At 67.8% G+C, this 16,121-nt stretch carries 17 protein-coding genes; 7 read left to right on the top strand and 10 right to left on the bottom strand.

Going from position 1 to position 16,121, the window contains the following annotated elements; all coding sequences use genetic code 11:
- Positions 1–83: 83 nt before the first annotated feature.
- The 3 genes from ABQ137_RS05095 to ABQ137_RS05085 are packed head-to-tail and all read right to left on the bottom strand — an operon-like array spanning position 84 to position 2,232.
- Positions 84–350: an acylphosphatase gene (locus tag ABQ137_RS05095; protein WP_102252735.1), complete on the bottom strand. Its 267-nt coding sequence runs from the start codon at positions 348–350 to the stop codon at positions 84–86.
- Positions 350–958: a TlpA family protein disulfide reductase gene (locus ABQ137_RS05090; RefSeq protein WP_104568879.1), complete on the bottom strand. Its 609-nt coding sequence runs from the start codon at positions 956–958 to the stop codon at positions 350–352. Before ABQ137_RS05090 ends, ABQ137_RS05095 begins: the two co-directional genes overlap by 1 nt.
- Positions 955–2,232 (bottom strand): YihY family inner membrane protein, encoded by a 1,278-nt coding sequence (locus ABQ137_RS05085; RefSeq protein ID WP_024938585.1) that lies wholly within the window; start codon positions 2,230–2,232, stop codon positions 955–957. The genes ABQ137_RS05090 and ABQ137_RS05085 overlap by 4 nt, the downstream gene beginning before the upstream one ends.
- A gap of 51 nt (positions 2,233–2,283) precedes the next feature.
- Between ABQ137_RS05085 and wrbA the strand changes: the two genes are divergently transcribed.
- The 4 genes from wrbA to ybaK all read left to right on the top strand — a co-directional run bounded on the left by wrbA (position 2,284) and on the right by ybaK (position 4,330).
- Positions 2,284–2,940 carry an NAD(P)H:quinone oxidoreductase gene (wrbA, locus tag ABQ137_RS05080; RefSeq protein WP_349781401.1) on the top strand — a complete coding sequence of 219 codons (657 nt, stop codon included), beginning with the start codon at positions 2,284–2,286 and terminating at the stop codon, positions 2,938–2,940.
- Positions 2,937–3,281 (top strand): DUF2069 domain-containing protein, encoded by a 345-nt coding sequence (locus ABQ137_RS05075; protein WP_047128204.1) that lies wholly within the window; start codon positions 2,937–2,939, stop codon positions 3,279–3,281. Before wrbA ends, ABQ137_RS05075 begins: the two co-directional genes overlap by 4 nt.
- A gap of 85 nt (positions 3,282–3,366) precedes the next feature.
- Positions 3,367–3,852: an asparaginase domain-containing protein gene (locus tag ABQ137_RS05070; protein ID WP_016900703.1), complete on the top strand. Its 486-nt coding sequence runs from the start codon at positions 3,367–3,369 to the stop codon at positions 3,850–3,852.
- Between the two features lie 4 nt (positions 3,853–3,856).
- Positions 3,857–4,330 (top strand): Cys-tRNA(Pro) deacylase, encoded by a 474-nt coding sequence (ybaK, locus tag ABQ137_RS05065; RefSeq protein ID WP_349781399.1) that lies wholly within the window; start codon positions 3,857–3,859, stop codon positions 4,328–4,330.
- A gap of 201 nt (positions 4,331–4,531) precedes the next feature.
- Here ybaK and ABQ137_RS05060 read toward each other — a convergent pair whose 3' ends face one another.
- The 5 genes from ABQ137_RS05060 to sufT form a co-directional block, all read right to left on the bottom strand.
- Positions 4,532–6,229 (bottom strand): S8 family peptidase, encoded by a 1,698-nt coding sequence (locus ABQ137_RS05060; RefSeq protein ID WP_349781397.1) that lies wholly within the window; start codon positions 6,227–6,229, stop codon positions 4,532–4,534.
- Positions 6,230–6,575: 346 nt separating this feature from the next.
- The gene (locus tag ABQ137_RS05055; protein ID WP_024938590.1) at positions 6,576–7,985 is read right to left on the bottom strand and encodes a S8 family peptidase; all 1,410 of its coding nucleotides are present in this window, start codon (positions 7,983–7,985) and stop codon (positions 6,576–6,578) included.
- A 251-nt stretch (positions 7,986–8,236) separates the two neighbouring features.
- Positions 8,237–9,982 carry a S8 family peptidase gene (locus tag ABQ137_RS05050; protein WP_024938591.1) on the bottom strand — a complete coding sequence of 582 codons (1,746 nt, stop codon included), beginning with the start codon at positions 9,980–9,982 and terminating at the stop codon, positions 8,237–8,239.
- A 314-nt stretch (positions 9,983–10,296) separates the two neighbouring features.
- The gene (locus tag ABQ137_RS05045) at positions 10,297–11,382 is read right to left on the bottom strand and encodes a branched-chain amino acid aminotransferase (protein ID WP_039523741.1); all 1,086 of its coding nucleotides are present in this window, start codon (positions 11,380–11,382) and stop codon (positions 10,297–10,299) included.
- Positions 11,383–11,446: 64 nt separating this feature from the next.
- Complete coding sequence (sufT, locus tag ABQ137_RS05040) at positions 11,447–12,001, bottom strand: putative Fe-S cluster assembly protein SufT (RefSeq protein ID WP_016900709.1); 555 nt, start codon at positions 11,999–12,001, stop codon at positions 11,447–11,449.
- A gap of 174 nt (positions 12,002–12,175) precedes the next feature.
- Between sufT and ABQ137_RS05035 the strand changes: the two genes are divergently transcribed.
- Positions 12,176–12,595, top strand: a complete 420-nt coding sequence (locus ABQ137_RS05035; protein WP_349781395.1) for a hypothetical protein — start codon at positions 12,176–12,178, stop codon at positions 12,593–12,595.
- A gap of 736 nt (positions 12,596–13,331) precedes the next feature.
- On the opposite strand, the gene ABQ137_RS05030 is transcribed toward ABQ137_RS05035, so the two are convergent.
- Positions 13,332–14,789, bottom strand: a complete 1,458-nt coding sequence (locus tag ABQ137_RS05030; RefSeq protein ID WP_349781393.1) for an NAD(P)(+) transhydrogenase (Re/Si-specific) subunit beta — start codon at positions 14,787–14,789, stop codon at positions 13,332–13,334.
- The gene (locus ABQ137_RS05025; protein WP_046346232.1) at positions 14,786–15,091 is read right to left on the bottom strand and encodes an NAD(P) transhydrogenase subunit alpha part 2; all 306 of its coding nucleotides are present in this window, start codon (positions 15,089–15,091) and stop codon (positions 14,786–14,788) included. The genes ABQ137_RS05030 and ABQ137_RS05025 overlap by 4 nt, the downstream gene beginning before the upstream one ends.
- Before the next feature lie 123 nt (positions 15,092–15,214).
- On the opposite strand from ABQ137_RS05025, the gene ABQ137_RS05020 reads away from it, so the two are divergent.
- Positions 15,215–15,778: an RNA polymerase sigma factor gene (locus ABQ137_RS05020; RefSeq protein ID WP_104608429.1), complete on the top strand. Its 564-nt coding sequence runs from the start codon at positions 15,215–15,217 to the stop codon at positions 15,776–15,778.
- A complete protein-coding gene (locus tag ABQ137_RS05015) occupies positions 15,775–16,119 on the top strand; it encodes a hypothetical protein (protein ID WP_184432004.1) in 345 nt (114 codons plus the stop codon). Before ABQ137_RS05020 ends, ABQ137_RS05015 begins: the two co-directional genes overlap by 4 nt.
- Positions 16,120–16,121 lie beyond the last annotated feature (2 nt).

Below are 16,121 nucleotides of genomic sequence, written 5' to 3'. Positions count from 1 at the left end.
GTTGGCCTGCTCGACTGGCAGCGACTCAGCCAGTTACAAATTCTTCAGTCGCAAGTCTGTTGGCCTGCTCGACTGGCAGCGACTCAGCCAGTTACAAATTCTTCAGTCGGCGGCGGCGCGCAGGGCGTGCGGGTCACCGCCGCGACCCTGGCCGCCGGCGGGCCTTGCCATAACCAGGATTCCAGCGCATCCAGCGCGACGGCGGGCCCGGCAGCGACCACCTCCACACTGCCGTCGGGCTGGTTGCGCGCATGCCCACGCAGGCCCAGCGCAACCGCACGCTCGCGGGTGGAGGCGCGGAACCACACGCCCTGCACCACGCCGGTGACGATAAAGCGCGCCGCCTGCATCAGCCGGCCTTGCCGGTGATGCCCACCGCCGTCTCGATGTCGCGTGCGGTCACCGGGCCGAGGAACTGCTTGGCGACCTTGCCGTCCGGCCCGATCAGATACGTCATCGGCAAGCCGCGCGGCGTGGCGAAGTCCTGCGGCGGTTGGTAAGGGTCGAGAATGGCGATCGGGTACGACACCGGGTGGTCCTTCAGGAACGCCTGCATGTCGGCGCTGCTGATGTCTTCATAGGCCAGGCCCACCACTTCGACGGTGTCGCGCATGGTGTGCAGCGCCGACAGCTCGGGCATTTCCTTCAGGCACGGCGCGCACCAGGTGGCCCAGAAATTGACCACCACCCACTTGCCGCGATGCGCGGCCAGGTCGTAGGCCTCGCCGGTCACGGTCGGCAGCGACAGCTTGGGCATCTCGGCGGTCTGCTGCACCACCGAGGTGTCGGTTGGGCTGGCCGGGTCGGCGGGAGCGGCCGGCTTTTGCGGCGTCTGTGCGGTGGTCGCCGGCGCTGCACCGCCGGCGGAGGGCGTGCCCTCGCCGGTGGGCTTGCAGGCGGTCAGCAGCAACAGCGGCAACAGCAGCGCACAGGCGCCGCGCACAAGGCGCACGGTCATGGGAGGTCTCCGGGAAGGTGGGTGTAGAGGTCGCCGACCGGTTGCGCCAGCACGCTGCGCAAGGGTTGGCGCAGTTGTTCCAGCGCAGCGGCAGCGGCCTGGCCGTAGGCATCGTCGCGGCACGGCAGGGGGCGGTCTTCGATCGGCACGCGCAGCTGGCAGCTTTCGTAGAGTTCGGCCAGCGGCACCACGTCCAGGTCGCGCGCCAGCAGCCATTGGCCGCGCTCGTCGCGGCGCAACAGGCGGATGCGTTTGAGTTCGCACAGCAACTCCTGCATCAGCGTGTCGGTGAGCATCGGCTCCAGCGCCAGGATGCGGTCTTCATCCAGGCCGTTGCCGTGGATGCGTGCCTGGCGGAAGCGGCCGAGCAGGCGCAGCAGGCCATAGATCTCGAAACCCGGCGGCAGCCGCATCGCTTCGGGCTGGTAGCGGAATGCCGCCATCGAGGAGGCCAGCGAGGCGCCCAGCAGCACCGAGACCCAGCTCAGGTAGATCCACAACAGCAGGATCGGCAGCGCCGACAGCGCACCGTAAATGCGCTGGTAGGTCTGGAAATTGCCCAGATAGAAGCCGAAGCCCCATTTGACGATTTCCATCAGGATCACCGCCAGCAACGCGCCCGGCAGCGCATGCCGCAGGCGTACCCCATGCTGCGGCACCACGCGGTAGATCAGCACGATGCAGACGAATTCCACCGCCATCGGCGCCAGCCGCCAGGCGAATTCGGCCAGCCACTGGCCTTCGGTGGTGCGGAACAGCGGCAGCGCGAACACGTAGGCGGCCATCGCCATCGAGGCGGCGGCCAGCATCGTGCCCAGGGTCAGCACCGTCCAGTAGATCAGGAAGCGTGTCACCTTCGGCCGTGCGGCGGCCACCCGCCAGATGCTGTTGAAGGTCTGCTCGATGCTGTGCAGGGTAATCAGCAGCGAGGCCACCAGCGCGACCATACCGGCCACGGTGAACTTGCCCAGATCCTCCAGCGAACGATTGAGGTAGTTCTGCACCGAGCGCGCCGCGCCGGGCACGAAGTTGTTGAAGATGAAGTCGGTCAGCGCGTCCTTCCACTCGTTGAAGGCCGGGAACGCCGACAGCACCCCGAACACCACGATCGCCAGCGGCACCAGCGCGAACACCGTGGTGTAGGCGAGCGAGGCGGCCGCCTGGAACAGGCGGTCGTCGAGAAAGCGACGCCACAGGAAGCGCCCGAAGCTGACCGTCCGCGCGCGGTCGCGCAGCCGTTCTTTCCATTGGTGGATTTTGTTCACGCGCAACATCGCGCAAGGGTACCCGATGCGCCGTCATCGCGGCCTTGCCGCAACTGCGGCGTGCAGGCAGACGGTGGCTTGGCCGATACTGCGGCAACTCACACAGGCGGTAGATGCGCGATGGCGGAGATTCTGGTGCTGTATTACAGCCGTGGCGGTTCGGTGGCGCGGCTGGCGCGGCAGATCGCGCGCGGCATCGGCGAAGTGCCGGGCATGGGCGCGCGGCTGCGCACGGTACCGCCGGTAGCGGCGGTGACCCAGACCAGCGCCCCGCCGGTGCCGGACGAGGGCGCGCCGTATGTGGACAAGGCCGATCTGGCCGAGTGCAGCGGCTTGCTGCTGGGCAGCCCGACCCGCTTCGGCAACATGGCCGCGCCGATGAAGCATTTCCTTGACGGCCTGGGTGCCGAGTGGGCCAGCGGCATCCTGGCCGGCAAGCCGGCAGGCGTGTTCACTTCCACCGCCTCGATGCACGGCGGCCAGGAATCCACCTTGCTGTCGATGCACCTGCCGCTGCTGCACCACGGCTGCCTGATCGTCGGCATCCCGTTCACCGAGCCGGCGCTCAGCCATACCACCAGCGGCGGCACGCCGTATGGCGCCAGCCATGTCTCCGGTGCCGGCGACGACCCGCAACCGAGCGAGGACGAAGCGCTGCTGGCGCGTGCGCTGGGTCGCCGGGTGGCCGATATCGCCCGGCGCCTGGCCAGCCCATGAGCGTGCGTGCCACGCACTGGCTGCTGACGGCCGCGCTGATCGCGCTGACGGTGCTGTTCGTGAGCTGGTTTCACGACGACCGCCACCGCACCGCGGCGCTGCTGGTGTTCGCACTGCCGCCGGCGCTGATGGCCGCGCTGGCGCTGCGCAGCGCACGTGCGCGTTTCTGGGCCGGCGTGTTTGCGCTGGGCTGGTTCAGTCACGGCGTGATGGCCGCCTGGAGCCAGCCGCAGGCGCGTGGGCTGGCCTGGCTGGAAGTGCTGCTGGCCCTGCTGGTGGTGGCATTGGTGGGCGGCCCCGGCATGGCGGCGCGCTTCGGCCGCAAGCGCCCTCCACGTTGACCCGCTTGGGCAGCACCCGCGCCGGGGTCGTATCATGACGGCCCTCGCGCGGCCTGCACCGCGCCCGTTTGAAGGACCCGCAGCAATGGAAGACCTCCTGATCGTCACCACCGGTGGCACGATCGACAAGATCTACTTCGACGACAAATCGGACTACCAGATCGGCGACCCGCAGATCGGCCAGATCCTCAAGGAGCTGGGCGTGACCTTCCGCTTCTCGGTGATTCCGATCATCCGCAAGGATTCGCTGCACATCACCGATGCCGACCGCGAACTGGTGCGCGCCACCATCGCCGCCCAGCCGACCCGCCACGTGCTGATCACCCACGGCACCGACTCGATGGTGGAAACCGGCAAGGTACTGCAGTCGATCGCAGACAAGACCATCGTGATGACCGGCGCGCTCAATCCGGCGCGCTTTCGCGGCTCCGATGCCGAGTTCAACATCGGCTGCGCGGTCGGCGCGGTGCAGTCGCTGCCGGCGGGCGTGTACATCGCCATGAACGGGCGCATCTGGAATCCGGAAAAGGTGCGCAAGAACGTCGCCGCCAACCGCTTCGAATCGCTCTGACGCCATGAGCAAGGCCACCCGCGCGACCAGGGCATTGGATGCCGCCGGCGTGGCCTATGTGTTGCACCCCTACGCCTACCAGGCCGATGCCGACGCGAAGGGCGTGCAGGCGGCGAACGCCCTGGGACTGGTGCCGCACACGGTGCTGAAAACATTGATGGCCTGGGTCGACGACGAGGCGGTGTGCGTGGTGATTCCGTGCGATCGCCGGGTGTCGCTGAAGAAACTGGCCAGTGCCTGCAACGGCAAGTCGGCGCGCATGATGGAGGTGGCCGATGCCGAGCGTCGCACCGGCTACAAGGTCGGCGGCATCAGCCCGCTGGGGCAGCAACGCCAGGCGCCGGTCCTGATCGAAGCCAGTGCACTGGATGCCCCGTCGCTGTGGATCAACGCCGGGCAACGCGGCTTGCTGCTGGAATTGCCGGGCGATGGCATCGTTGCCGCATTGCGGGCGCGGCCCTGCAGTGTTTGCGACTAGCCGCGGCGAGACACCGCGCCGCGTGCGGGCCGGCTGACGCAAGCCGGCATCTGGAAATCCAAAGGTGGCTCCGGTTTGCGGCAGCGATCACGCACCTCCGCTGCGGCGTGAGGCACCGCCAGCGCCACATGGCCGATACAAGATCACGCCCCAAGGATGACCGGAGTCCTGCACCCCACCGGCGCAGGACTCCGCGCACGCTCAGTACGTAGCCACCAGCGTGACCGCCGAGAACGCCAGCGTGGCCTTGAGCCGCACGTAGTACACCCCTGACGCGGGCGCGCTCAGCGTGCAGCTGTCGGCATTGCCCACCACCGCAGTGCGGCAGTTGTAGGCGGTATCGCTCGGCAATGCACCGGCACGCAGCGACAGATCGGCATTGCCGCTGCCACCGCTGAGCGCCACCCGCAGGCTGCGCGTGCCTGCGGGCACGTTGACCTGGTAATACAGCGAGCCACCGGTGGCTGCAGCCAGGCCGTTGCGTGCTGCATTGCTGGTCAGGGTGGTCGAGGCGATCACCGCAGCCACCGCACCATCGGCGTTGACCAACCCTGCCCCACACCCCTGCGGACACGCCACCGGCAATGCACGCGCCGTGCTCTTGAGCATCGCTTCGACGCTGGCCGCACTGAGCGGATTGAGCGCCACCGACTGCATCAATGCCACCACGCCAGCCACATGCGGCGCCGCCATCGAGGTGCCGCTGTAGACCGCGTAACCTGGGGTGCCCACCGCCGTGCTGCCGCTGTTGAGCGTGGACAGAATCGCCTGCCCCGGCGCGGCGATATCCACGCCCTGGCCGAAGTTGGAAAAGCTGGCCTTGGCCCCGGCCGAGGTGGTCGCCGCCACCGCGATCACGTTCGGGCAATTGGCCGGCACGCTTTTGGATACGTCGATATTGCTGTTGCCGGCAGCCACCACCACGCTGGTGCCGCGCGACACCGCGCTGGCGATCGCATTGCTCAAGGTGGTCGAACAGGAACCGATGCCGCCCAGCGACAGGTTGATCACCCTGGCCGGGGTCGGATTGGCCGGCACGCCGGACACCGTGCCGCCGGAGGCCCACACGATCGCATCGGCGATGTCGGACAGGTAGCCGCCGCAACGGCCCAGCACGCGCACCGGCAGCACCTTGGCATTGAACGCCACGCCCGCGGTGCCGGCGCCATTGTTGGCGGCGGCCGCGACGATGCCGGCCACATGGGTGCCATGCCAGCTGGAACTGGACGCGCTTGCGCCGCTGCCGCACTCGTTGGCCGCGGCCCAGTCGCCCGGATCGGCGGCATCGGTGTCGCGCGCGTTGCCGTCGCGGGCGATGAAGGCATCGCTGATGAAGTCATAGCCGGCCAGCACATTGGCCGACAGCTCCGGATGCGCGGTCACGCCGGTATCGATCACCGCCACCACCGCGCCCTTGCCGGTGGCCTTGTCCCAGGCCGGGCGCACGTTGATGCCGGCGCTGGTGGTCCCCAGCGCCCATTGCTCGGACAGGCGGCTGTCGTTGGGCACCAGCATCGGGCGCAGCAGCATGTCCACTTCCACCCGCTTGACCGCCGGGTCGGCCGCCAGACGACGCATCAGGGTTTCCGCATCGACCCGGTCCAGCGCGCGATCGGCCACCAGCAATTGCGGCCCGACCCCGAGCCAGCGCGACGACGACAGGCCGAGCGCCCGCCCGCGCCGCGCCGGCACCGCACGGGCGATCTCGCGCAACGAGCCACTCAGGCGCCCACGGTTGCCGGCGCTGCTGTCCTTGTAGCTGACGATGAAACGCTGATGGGCCGATGCCGACCCCAGCCCCTGCAGGCTGACGTCGCCAGCGAATGCAGGCGCAGTGCCGCATAGCAGTGCACAGGCCAGCGCGACATGGCGCAGCCCCTTGAACGGTAAATAACGCATGGATCGACCCCTCCCAAGGATGTCGTGGTGCAGACCGGGGTGCGCGGATGCGCACCTGGTGGTGGGGCGCGCCGACTGGCGTCGTTGCCGACCTGCCCAGGCTATCGACCGCCCAGACACGGACCTGAGCCTGGTGCACCGGCAAGACCGAGCAAGCCACAGCGCCGGTTAAGCCAGTTGCGGCGCTGACCAGCTGCCGGAGCCATGCCGCCCCGCTCGTGCGCCGCCGCAAACGGCACTGCCCCGCATCGGCGGGGCAGTGGGAGATGTCCGACCTGACACGGTCGGGCGCATCACGCAGGACGACACGGTGCCAACGGCACAGCCGCTGGCACCGCGAGGCGTCTTACGGGGTCTGGCTGACCGCACCGGCCGCGTTGACGATGCCGGCACCGCAGCCGCCCGAGCAGGCGCCCGGCAGCGGACGGGCGGTGTTCTTCAACAGCGTTTCCACTGCAGCCGGGGTCAGCGGACGGCTGGCCACCGACTGCACCAGCGCCACCACGCCGGCCACGTGGGGTGCCGCCATCGACGTACCGTTGTAGGAGGCGTAGCTGGCGCTGCCCGGGGTGGTGGTGCCGCTGTTGAGCGTGGACAGGATCGCCGAGCCCGGGCCGGAGATGTCGATGGTGCTGCCGAAGTTGGAGAAGCTCGAACGCGCACCGGCCGAGGTGATCGACGCCACCGAGATCACGTTGGCGCAGCTGGCCGGGGTGAAGTTGGCCACGTTGGCATTGCTGTTGCCGGCCGCCACCACCACCGTGGTGCCGCGCGATACCGCGCCATTGATGGCGTTCTGGTAGGTGCTCGAGCAGGTGCCGTTGCCGCCCAGCGACATGTTGATCACTTCGGCCGGATTGGCATTGGCCGGCACGCCGGAGACGGTGCCGCCGGATGCCCACACGATTGCGTCGGCAATGTCGGAGGTGGTGCCGCCGCACAGGCCCAGCGCACGCACCGGCACGATGCGCGCATTGAATGCGGTCCCCGCCACGCCGGTGCTGTTGTTGGTGACCGCAGCAATGGTGCCGGCCACATGGGTCCCGTGCCAGCTGGAGTTGGCCGCTGCCACGCCGGAGCCGCATTGGTTGGCTGCGCGCCAGTCGCCCTGGTCGGCCGGGTTGTTGTCGCGGCCATTGTTGTCACGCGCACGCGCCGCGTCGCTGATGAAGTCGTAGCCCGGCAGCACGTTGGCGTTGAGGTCCGGGTGGCTGGTGATGCCGGTGTCGATCACTGCCACCACCACACCGGTGCCGGTGGCGGTATCCCAGGCCGGACGCACGTTGATGCTCGAGGCGGTGGTGCCGAAACCCCACTGCTCGGACAGACGGGTGTCGTTGGGGGTCAGCGTCGGGTACATGATCTGATCGACTTCCACGTACTCCACGCTCGGGTCGGCGGCGATCCGGCGCATCAGCGTCTCGGCCTCGGCACGGTCCAGGCCACGGTCGGTCTTGAGCACTTCCGACCCCAGTGCGGTACGACGCACGTGATTCAGGCCCAGCGCACGGCCGGCGCGGGCCGGCACGGCGGTGGCGACCGAATTGAGCGATGCGCGCAGCGAGGTCGGGCTCACCGCGGCGCTGGAACCGTCCCTGTACTTGACGATGAAGCGGTCCAGGGTGGGCTGCGAATCCAGCCCGGAAAGATTGACCTGACCAGCAAACGCCGGCACTGCCAGCAGCGAGGTCAGCGCGGACACACCTAGAACCACCAGCGCGCGCGTGGGCGCACGACGTTGCGACACATTGGACATCGATCGTTCCTTAATTGAGAGGTACCGCAATTGCGGCGAGATGGCCAAACCGGCTCCACGTGCTGCGGATCGGGTCAGGCAGTGCACGGGCGCGGGCGCCCGGCGAGACGACTGACCGATGTCCATTCCGGTCGAGCGGCAACACACCGCCGGCGCCTGCCGATGCGGCAGACGTGGGCAATAGGTCGCTGATGGGGTGAAGCGGATCGGATCGGCACTGCCTGGCCGGGGCCAGGCAGTGCCGACGTGCCTCAGTAACTGGCGCGCAAGGTCACGCCGGAGAACGTGCTGTACGCCTTGAGGCGCACGTAGTAAGTGCCAGACGGCGCGCTGATGCTGCAGGTCTCGGCATTGCCGCTACGGTACGGACGGCAGGTGTAGGTGGTGTCGGTCGGCGCACTGCCGGCACGCACGTACAGGTCTGCATCGCCGCTGCCGCCGCTGATCGCCACGGTCAGCGTGCCGCTACCGGCCGGCACTGCGATGGTGTAGTTCAGTTCCGCACCCGTGGCTGCGCCCAGTCCGGTGACCGGCGTGCCGTTGGTCAGGGTGTTGCCGGTGCCGCCACCGCCGCCGCCATTGCTGCCACTGATGGCGGCAGTCACCGCCGCATCGGCATTGACGATGCCGGCGCCGCAGCCGCCCGAGCAGGCGCCCGGCAGCGCACGCGCGGTGTTCTTCAACAGGGTTTCCACGGCAGCCGGGGTGAGTGCGCTCGGCGCGACCGACTGCACCAGCGCGACCACGCCGGCCACATGCGGCGCCGCCATCGAGGTGCCGTTGTAGGACGCGTAGCTGGCGCTGCCCGGGGTGGTGGTGCCGCTGTTGAGTGTGGACAGGATCGCCGAACCCGGCGCCGACACGTCGATCCCGGTGCCGAAGTTGGAATAGCTGGCCTTGGCGCCGGCCGAGGTGGTGGCTGCCACCGCGATCACGTTGGCGCAGTTGGCCGGCAGCGAACCGGACACGTTGGCAGAATCGTTGCCTGCCGCCACCACCACCGTGGTGCCGCGCGAGACCGCACCGCTGATCGCATTCTGCATGGTGGTCGAGCAGGTACCGCCGCCGCCGAGCGACATGTTGATCACTTCGGCCGGATTGGCGTTGGCCGGCACGCCGCTGACGCTGCCGCCGGAGGCCCAGATGATGGCGTCGGCGATATCAGAGAGCGAGCCGCCGCACTTGCCGAGTACGCGCACCGGCACGACCTTGGCGTTGTAGGCGGTCCCCGCCACGCCGGTGGTGTTGTTGGTCACCGCGGCCACCGTGCCGGCCACATGGGTGCCATGCCAGCTGGAGTTGGCGGCGGGAATACCGGAGCCGCACTCATTGGCGGCGTACCAGTCGCCTTCGTCGGCGGGATTGCTGTCGCGCCCGTTGCCATCGCGCGCCGTGGCGGCATCGCTGATGAAGTCGTAGCCCGGCAGGATGTTGGCGTTGAGATCGGCATGGGTGGTGATGCCGGTGTCGATCACCGCCACCACCACATTGGCGCCGGTGGCCTTGTCCCAGGCCGGGCGGATATTGAGGCCGGCATTGGTGGTGCCGAAGGCCCACTGCTCGGACAGGCGGGTGTCGTTCGGGGTCAGCGTGGCGTGCAGGATCTGGTCGACTTCCACACTCTGCACGTTGGGGTCGGAGGCCAGCTGGCGCATCAGGGTCTCGGCTTCGGCACGGTCGAGTGCACGGTCCGCCTTGACCAGCTCCGGTCCCAGCGCCAGGCGGCGCACCGAGTTCAGGCCCAACGCCTTGCCGGCCTTGGCCGGAACAGCGCGCGCGGCGGTGCGCAGCGAGGTGCTCAGCGCGGTTGGACTGGCCAGCGCGGTGCTGCCGTCCTTATAGGTCACGATGAATTTCTGGTGGGTTTGGGCGGTGGCGAGGCCATCCAGATACACCTCGCCGGCAAAGGCCGGGGTTGCCAGCAACAACGAGGTCAGCGCAGCTGCGCTCAGGATGGTCAGTGCGCGGGGGCGCTTGCGGAAAGACTCGTTCGACATCGAATTCCCTTCTAGATCAAAGAGAACCGCCGTAGCGGTGGTAGCCGGTGCCGCCTTCCATAGGTCAGCACCGAGGTCCCGGACCGATCCCCTGTTATCGATCCGTTCAGCGAACCTACCGCACTACAACCAGACTGGACAATAAGAAGTTCGCACTTTCGAAAAATTAAATATCAGATTTGTGACACCGTACGGCACCGTTCAGCCAGTTGACGACATATCCGGACAGGAATTGGCACACACCTGCTGCGTTGCCCCAAAAAAAAGACCCCTGCGCGACCGCACAGAGGCCTTCTTTGACGCGATGCGCTGGCTCAGGACAGACGCACCAGCCAACCGTGGCGGTCCGGGACGCGCCCGTACTGGATGTCGGTCAACTCCTGGCGCAGCGACATGGTCACCTCGCCGGCCGGTGCGGAGAGATCGCCGACCGCAAAGCCATCGCCCTTCAGCTCGCCGATCGGGGTGACCACGGCAGCGGTGCCGCAGGCGAACACCTCGGTGATCTCGCCCGACGCCACGCCCTGCTTCCACTCGTCGATGGCGACCTTGCGCTCGATCACCTGCATGCCGCGATCACGTGCCAGTTGCAGGATGCTGTCGCGGGTGATGCCTTCCAGGATGCTGCCGGACAGTTCCGGCGTCACCAGCGTGCCGTCCTTGTAGACCAGGAACACGTTCATGCCGCCCAGTTCTTCGATGTACTTGCCTTCCACCGGGTCCAGGAACAGCACCTGCGAGCAGCCTTGCGCATAGGCCTTCTGCTGCGGCAGCAGCGAGGCGGCATAGTTGCCGCCGCACTTGGCCGCACCGGTGCCGCCCTTGGCCGCACGTGCGTACTCGGTGGACAACCAGATCGACACGGGTGCCACGCCCTTGGCGAAATACGGACCGGCGGGACTTGCGATGACGTAGTACGAGGCCTTGTGCGCCGCACGCACGCCCAGGAACGCCTCGTCGGCAATCATGAACGGGCGGAAGTACAGGCTGGTTTCCGGGGCCGACGGCACCCAGCTCGCATCCACCGCCACCAGCTGGCGCAGCGATTCGACGAACAGGTCCACCGGCAGTTCCGGCAGCGCCAGCCGCCGCGCCGAGCGCTGCAGCCGCTCGCCATTGGCCTGCGGGCGGAAGGTCCAGATCGAGCCGTCGGCATGCCGGTAGGCCTTGATGCCTTCGAAGATTTCCTGGCCGTAATGCAGCACCGAGGCGGCCGGATCCAGCTGCAGCGGGCCATACGCGCGTACCTGCGCGTCGTGCCAACCGAGCTCGTTGGTCCAGGAAATGGCGACCATGTGGTCGGTGAAATGCAGCCCGAAGCCGGGCGCGGCCAGGATCACGGACAGCTCGTCGGCACTGCGCGGCGACGGGGAACGGGTGGAAGCGAAGGACACGGACACCGGAAGATTCCTGTATGGCGGGCGAAAGGACGCGGCGCCACCTGTTGGACATGGCGCCTGACGATCAGAGCATGCCGGTCTCGAGACGGGCTGCTTCGGACATCATATGCCGGCCCCACGGCGGGTCGAAGACCAGCTCGACGTCGGCCTCGGCAATGGTCGGGATCATCTCCACCTTGCTGCGCACGTCGTCGACCAGGATCTCGCCCATGCCACAACCGGGCGCGGTGAGGGTCATCTTGACGTCCACCCGGCGCTGGTCGTCTTCCTCGCGATGGCTGACCACCGCCTCGTAGACCAGTCCCAGATCGACGATGTTGAACGGGATCTCGGGGTCGAAACAGGTGCGCAGCTGCTGCCACACCAGTGCCTCCACCTCTTCGTCGCTGGCATCGGCGGGCAATTCCAGCCCCGGCGGGGCCTCCTTGCCGATCGCATCGCCATCCTTGCCGGCAATGCGGAACAGGTTGCCTTCGACAAAGACCGTATAGCTGCCACCCAGCGCCTGGGTGATATAGCCGTAACTGCCTGCGGGCAGGGTCACCGAATCGCCCTGCGGCACCATGACGGCATCGCAATCGCGTTCGAACTGGACGGGTTCGCTGCTACGGGAGTACATGGGCTGGATATGGGGCCGCGGCGGATGCGCGCAAGTCCGCCATTCTAGCCGACCACGGCAAGGCCGCTGCCGTTGCGGGATGGAGCCGGCGACGACGCTGCATTCCATCGGCGCGTCCATCACCGCGCAAAGTACATCGCGCGCTTTATCATGTGCGCACTGTCAGGAGCTCCAATGCCGCCTACCACCGCGTCCGCCAGAACCGCCCACTGGCTCTGGCCCCCGCTCCTGCTGCTGGGATGCGTCACCGCCCTGATCGCCTGGATGCTCATCGCGCTTGCGCTGGGCAACCAGGCCGGCTGGATGGCGGTGCTGGTGGCCCTGGAAATCGTCTGGATGCTGCGCCTGGGCACGCTGGGCGCCGGCCCGTTGCGCATCGGCATCGCGGTCGTGGCGACCGCGCTGGTCATCGTCGGCGCCAACTGGGGCATCGCCTCGGCGCAGCTGGGTGGCGCACTGGGCCTGGACCCGTGGACCTCGGCACAGAAGATGGGCGCCGGGCTGGCCTGGACCCTGCTGCAACTGGCCAACAACGGTTTCGACCTGCTGTGCTATGCCGCCGCGCTGGTCCTGGCGTGGTGGGCGGCGCGCTGAGTCGGACGCGTTCGCAACGGCTGCCATTCGGCATCCGTTGAAGCTGATGCTTCATGTACACAGCGCAAGTCACGCCGCTCCTGCTTAGCGCTGGCGCTTTATTTTCCTGACGCAGCGATATCCAGGGAGCTGTGCGGCTTGGCGGCGGGGTCCTTGCCCGCCCACCATCGCAGGACACGCCGCAAGTACGTCCTTGTAGGCTCTTACGCGGCTTCCATGCCGCGTAAGGTCCCGCGACGGTGAGCGGACAAGGACCAGTCGAGATAGTCGGTGTACATGGTTTTCGACAGAGCAACCGGTAACCGGTGCGGTGTCCTCGCCGCGCCCTCGACGCTGCGAGTTTGCTGCAGGGCCCTTGCCGGCCCACCATCGCAGGAAACGCCGCAAGTACGTCAATGTAGGCTCTTACGCGGCTTCCATGCCGCGTAAGGTCCCGCGACGATGGGCCGGCAAGGACCTGTCGAGATGGTCGGTGGTTTGGTTGCAAGCAAAGCATGGTGTGTGTTGTTCGGATCACCGTGCGTTCGATCGGCTTTCCAGCGCAAACCGGGTAACGGCAGCGGCTCAACTCGGTGGCTTGTTTCGGGCTGGCTGATAAGACTGGCCGGATGGTGCGGATAGAGCGTTCGTGAAGCAGCCGATCTGCGGCTCAGCTGCAAGGAACTGGCAGCGAGAACACCGCCCCCTCGACCAAGTGGCTTCGCAAATTCATCCGCCAAGTCAGCCGCACGACGCCTCAGTGCCCGCCCCCGTCCAGCGCCTTAAGCTCGCTGACCAGCGCGCCGGCCGCTTCCGCGCCATCGCCGTACAGCATGCGGGTGTTGTCGGCGTAAAACAGCGCATTCTCGATGCCGGCAAAGCCGGTGCCCTTGCCGCGCTTGATCACTATCGTGTTCTTCGAATTCACCACGTCCAGGATCGGCATGCCGTAGATCGGGCTGGCCGGGTCGGTCCTGGCCACCGGGTTGACCACGTCGTTGGCGCCGATCACCAGCGACACGTCGGTGCTGGCGAACTCGGGGTTGATGTCGTCCATGTCGGCGATCAGGTCGTAGGGCACGCCGGCTTCGGCCAGCAGCACGTTCATGTGCCCGGGCATGCGCCCGGCAACCGGGTGGATTGCGAACTTCACCTTGACCCCGCGCGCGATCAGCCGCTGCGCCAGCTCCCAGATCTTGTGCTGCGCCTGTGCCACCGCCATGCCGTAGCCGGGCACGATCACCACCCGCTCGGCGAACGCCATCATCGCCGCCACGTCGCCGGCCTCGATCGGCTTCTGCGCCCCGGCGATCTCCTGCGCCTGCCCGCCGCCGCCGAAGTTGGAAAACAGCACGCCGCTGATCGGCCGGTTCATCGCCTTGGCCATCAGGCGCGTCAGCAGGATGCCGGCCGCGCCGACCATCATGCCGGCGATGATCAGCGCCTCGTTGCCCAGCACATAGCCTTCGAACGCCACCGCCAGGCCGGTGAATGCGTTGTACAGCGAGATCACCACCGGCATGTCGGCACCGCCGATCGGCAGCGTCATCAACACACCCAGCGCCAGCGCCACCACGAAGAAGGCGATGATCGCCAGCGGCTGCAGGCTGCTGGCCGCCCAGATGCCGAGTACCAGCACCGCCAGTGCCACCAGCAGATTGAAGGCCTGCTGGCCCGCGAAGGTCACCCGACGGTCGAGCCGGCCATCCAGCTTGGCCCAGGCCACGATCGACCCGGACAGCGACACTGCGCCGATCGCCGAGCCCACCACCGCCAGCACCACCGTGCTGGTGTCCGGCCGCCGCGCCGCCAGTTCGGCGATCGCCTGGGCGCTCCAGTGGGTGGTATCGCGGTTGGCGAAGAAGGCAAAGCGCAGCAACTCCACCGCCCCGATCGCCGCCGCCGAGCCGCCGCCCATGCCGTTGTACAAGGCCACCATCTGCGGCATGTCGGTGATGGCAACCTTCCTGGCCGACCACCACGCCACGCCGGTTCCGATCGCCAGCGCGGCCAGGATCAGCGGCACGTTATGCAGCTCGGGCAGGAAGAATGTCGCCACCGTGGCGATCAGCATGCCCAGCCCGGCCCAGCGGATGCCGCTGCGCGCGGTCAGCGGCGACGCCATGCGCTGCAGCCCGAGCAGGAACAAGGTCGCCGCGACCAGATAGCTGGACTTCACCAGCCATGCCAGCAGCTCGGCAGTGGAGACGTTCATGGCGCGTCCCCGCCCGACGGCTTCTTGCTGGACTTGAACATGTCCAGCATCCGCTCGGTCACCACGTAACCACCGGCCGCATTGCCCGCACCCAGCATCACCGCGACAAATCCCAGCGCCTTTTCCAGCGTGGTATCGGCATGCCCCAGCACCACCATCGCACCGATCAGCACGATGCCGTGGATGAAGTTGGAGCCGGACATCAGCGGGGTATGCAGGATCACCGGCACCCGCGAGATGATCACGTGGCCGGCGATGGCCGCCAGCATGAAGATGTACAGCGCTACGAATCCGTCGCTCATCGTCGTTCGCTCCACTGGCCGGTGCGGCCCGCCGATCATACCCACGCCGTGCGCGCCCGGGCGCGTGTCAACCGAATCGGCACTCGCCCGTTGACGTCGTATCGTCTCCGCGGAAGCTACGCTGTGCTGGTGGGAACCCCTTTCGATCCGCAACCTGCCGCACCGGCCGCCACCGTGCCGGTTTCGCTGGACGCCTTCCTGGCCGGCATCGGCCCGCGTGCGTTCCGCTTTGCCGAGGCCGGCCTGCGTCACCGCGAAGATGCGCTGGACGCCGTGCAGGACGCCATGGTGAAGCTGCTCGGCTACCGCGAGCGCCCGGCCACCGAATGGACGCCGTTGTTCTGGAGCATCCTGCGCAGCCGCATCATCGACCTGCAGCGCCGGCGCAGCTTCCGCCTGAAGTTCTGGGCGCCGGCCGAACGCGCCGACGACGAGGGCACCATCGACTGGGCCGACCCCGGCACCGGCCCGGTGGACGAACAACAGCATCAGCAGGCCTACCAACGGCTGGTCGAGGCCTTGCGCAACCTGCCGGCGCGCCAGCGCGAAGCGTTCACGCTGCGCGTGCTGGAAGACCTGGACGTGGCCACCACCGCCAAGGCGATGGGCTGCTCGGAAGGCTCGGTCAAAACCCACCTGTCGCGTGCGCGCGACGCGTTGCAAAAACAGTTCGAGGATTTCCTGTGAACCGCTCCCACGACCCGGCCCAGCTGGATGCGCACCTGCGCCAGCTGCATGCCTCCGCACTGACCAGCCTGCCGCCGCAGACCCTGGCGCGCCTGCGCCAGGCCCGTCAGGCGACCGCTCCCACGCGCGCCCGGCGCGGCTACTGGTTGCTGGCGACTGCGTGTTCCGGCCTGCTGGCGGTCGGCATCGGCCTGCAGTTGCGTCCGGGCGAGCGCGCCTCGCCGGACCGCGCTCCGACCCAGGTGGTCGCCGGCACCACCACCGATACCGACGACATGCTCACCCAGAATCCGGACCTGTACGTCTGGCTGGGGTCCGATACCGCCCTGGCCATGGAATAAGC

It is taken from the genome of Xanthomonas sp. WHRI 8393 (genome assembly GCF_040203315.1).
GTDB lineage: Bacteria > Pseudomonadota > Gammaproteobacteria > Xanthomonadales > Xanthomonadaceae > Xanthomonas > Xanthomonas arboricola.
Note: the sequence above shows the minus strand (reverse complement) of the source record. Positions and strands in the feature narration are given on the sequence as shown.

Coding starts and splice junctions, on each gene's coding strand:
- ABQ137_RS05095 (WP_102252735.1), bottom strand. CDS start 350: ATGCAGGCGGCGCGCTTTATCGTCACCGGCGTGGTGCAGGGCGTGTGG.
- ABQ137_RS05090 (WP_104568879.1), bottom strand. CDS start 958: ATGACCGTGCGCCTTGTGCGCGGCGCCTGTGCGCTGCTGTTGCCGCTG.
- ABQ137_RS05085 (WP_024938585.1), bottom strand. CDS start 2,232: ATGTTGCGCGTGAACAAAATCCACCAATGGAAAGAACGGCTGCGCGAC.
- ABQ137_RS05075 (WP_047128204.1), top strand. CDS start 2,937: ATGAGCGTGCGTGCCACGCACTGGCTGCTGACGGCCGCGCTGATCGCG.
- ABQ137_RS05070 (WP_016900703.1), top strand. CDS start 3,367: ATGGAAGACCTCCTGATCGTCACCACCGGTGGCACGATCGACAAGATC.
- ybaK (WP_349781399.1), top strand. CDS start 3,857: ATGAGCAAGGCCACCCGCGCGACCAGGGCATTGGATGCCGCCGGCGTG.
- ABQ137_RS05060 (WP_349781397.1), bottom strand. CDS start 6,229: ATGCGTTATTTACCGTTCAAGGGGCTGCGCCATGTCGCGCTGGCCTGT.
- ABQ137_RS05055 (WP_024938590.1), bottom strand. CDS start 7,985: ATGTCCAATGTGTCGCAACGTCGTGCGCCCACGCGCGCGCTGGTGGTT.
- ABQ137_RS05050 (WP_024938591.1), bottom strand. CDS start 9,982: ATGTCGAACGAGTCTTTCCGCAAGCGCCCCCGCGCACTGACCATCCTG.
- sufT (WP_016900709.1), bottom strand. CDS start 12,001: ATGTACTCCCGTAGCAGCGAACCCGTCCAGTTCGAACGCGATTGCGAT.
- ABQ137_RS05035 (WP_349781395.1), top strand. CDS start 12,176: ATGCCGCCTACCACCGCGTCCGCCAGAACCGCCCACTGGCTCTGGCCC.
- ABQ137_RS05030 (WP_349781393.1), bottom strand. CDS start 14,789: ATGAACGTCTCCACTGCCGAGCTGCTGGCATGGCTGGTGAAGTCCAGC.
- ABQ137_RS05025 (WP_046346232.1), bottom strand. CDS start 15,091: ATGAGCGACGGATTCGTAGCGCTGTACATCTTCATGCTGGCGGCCATC.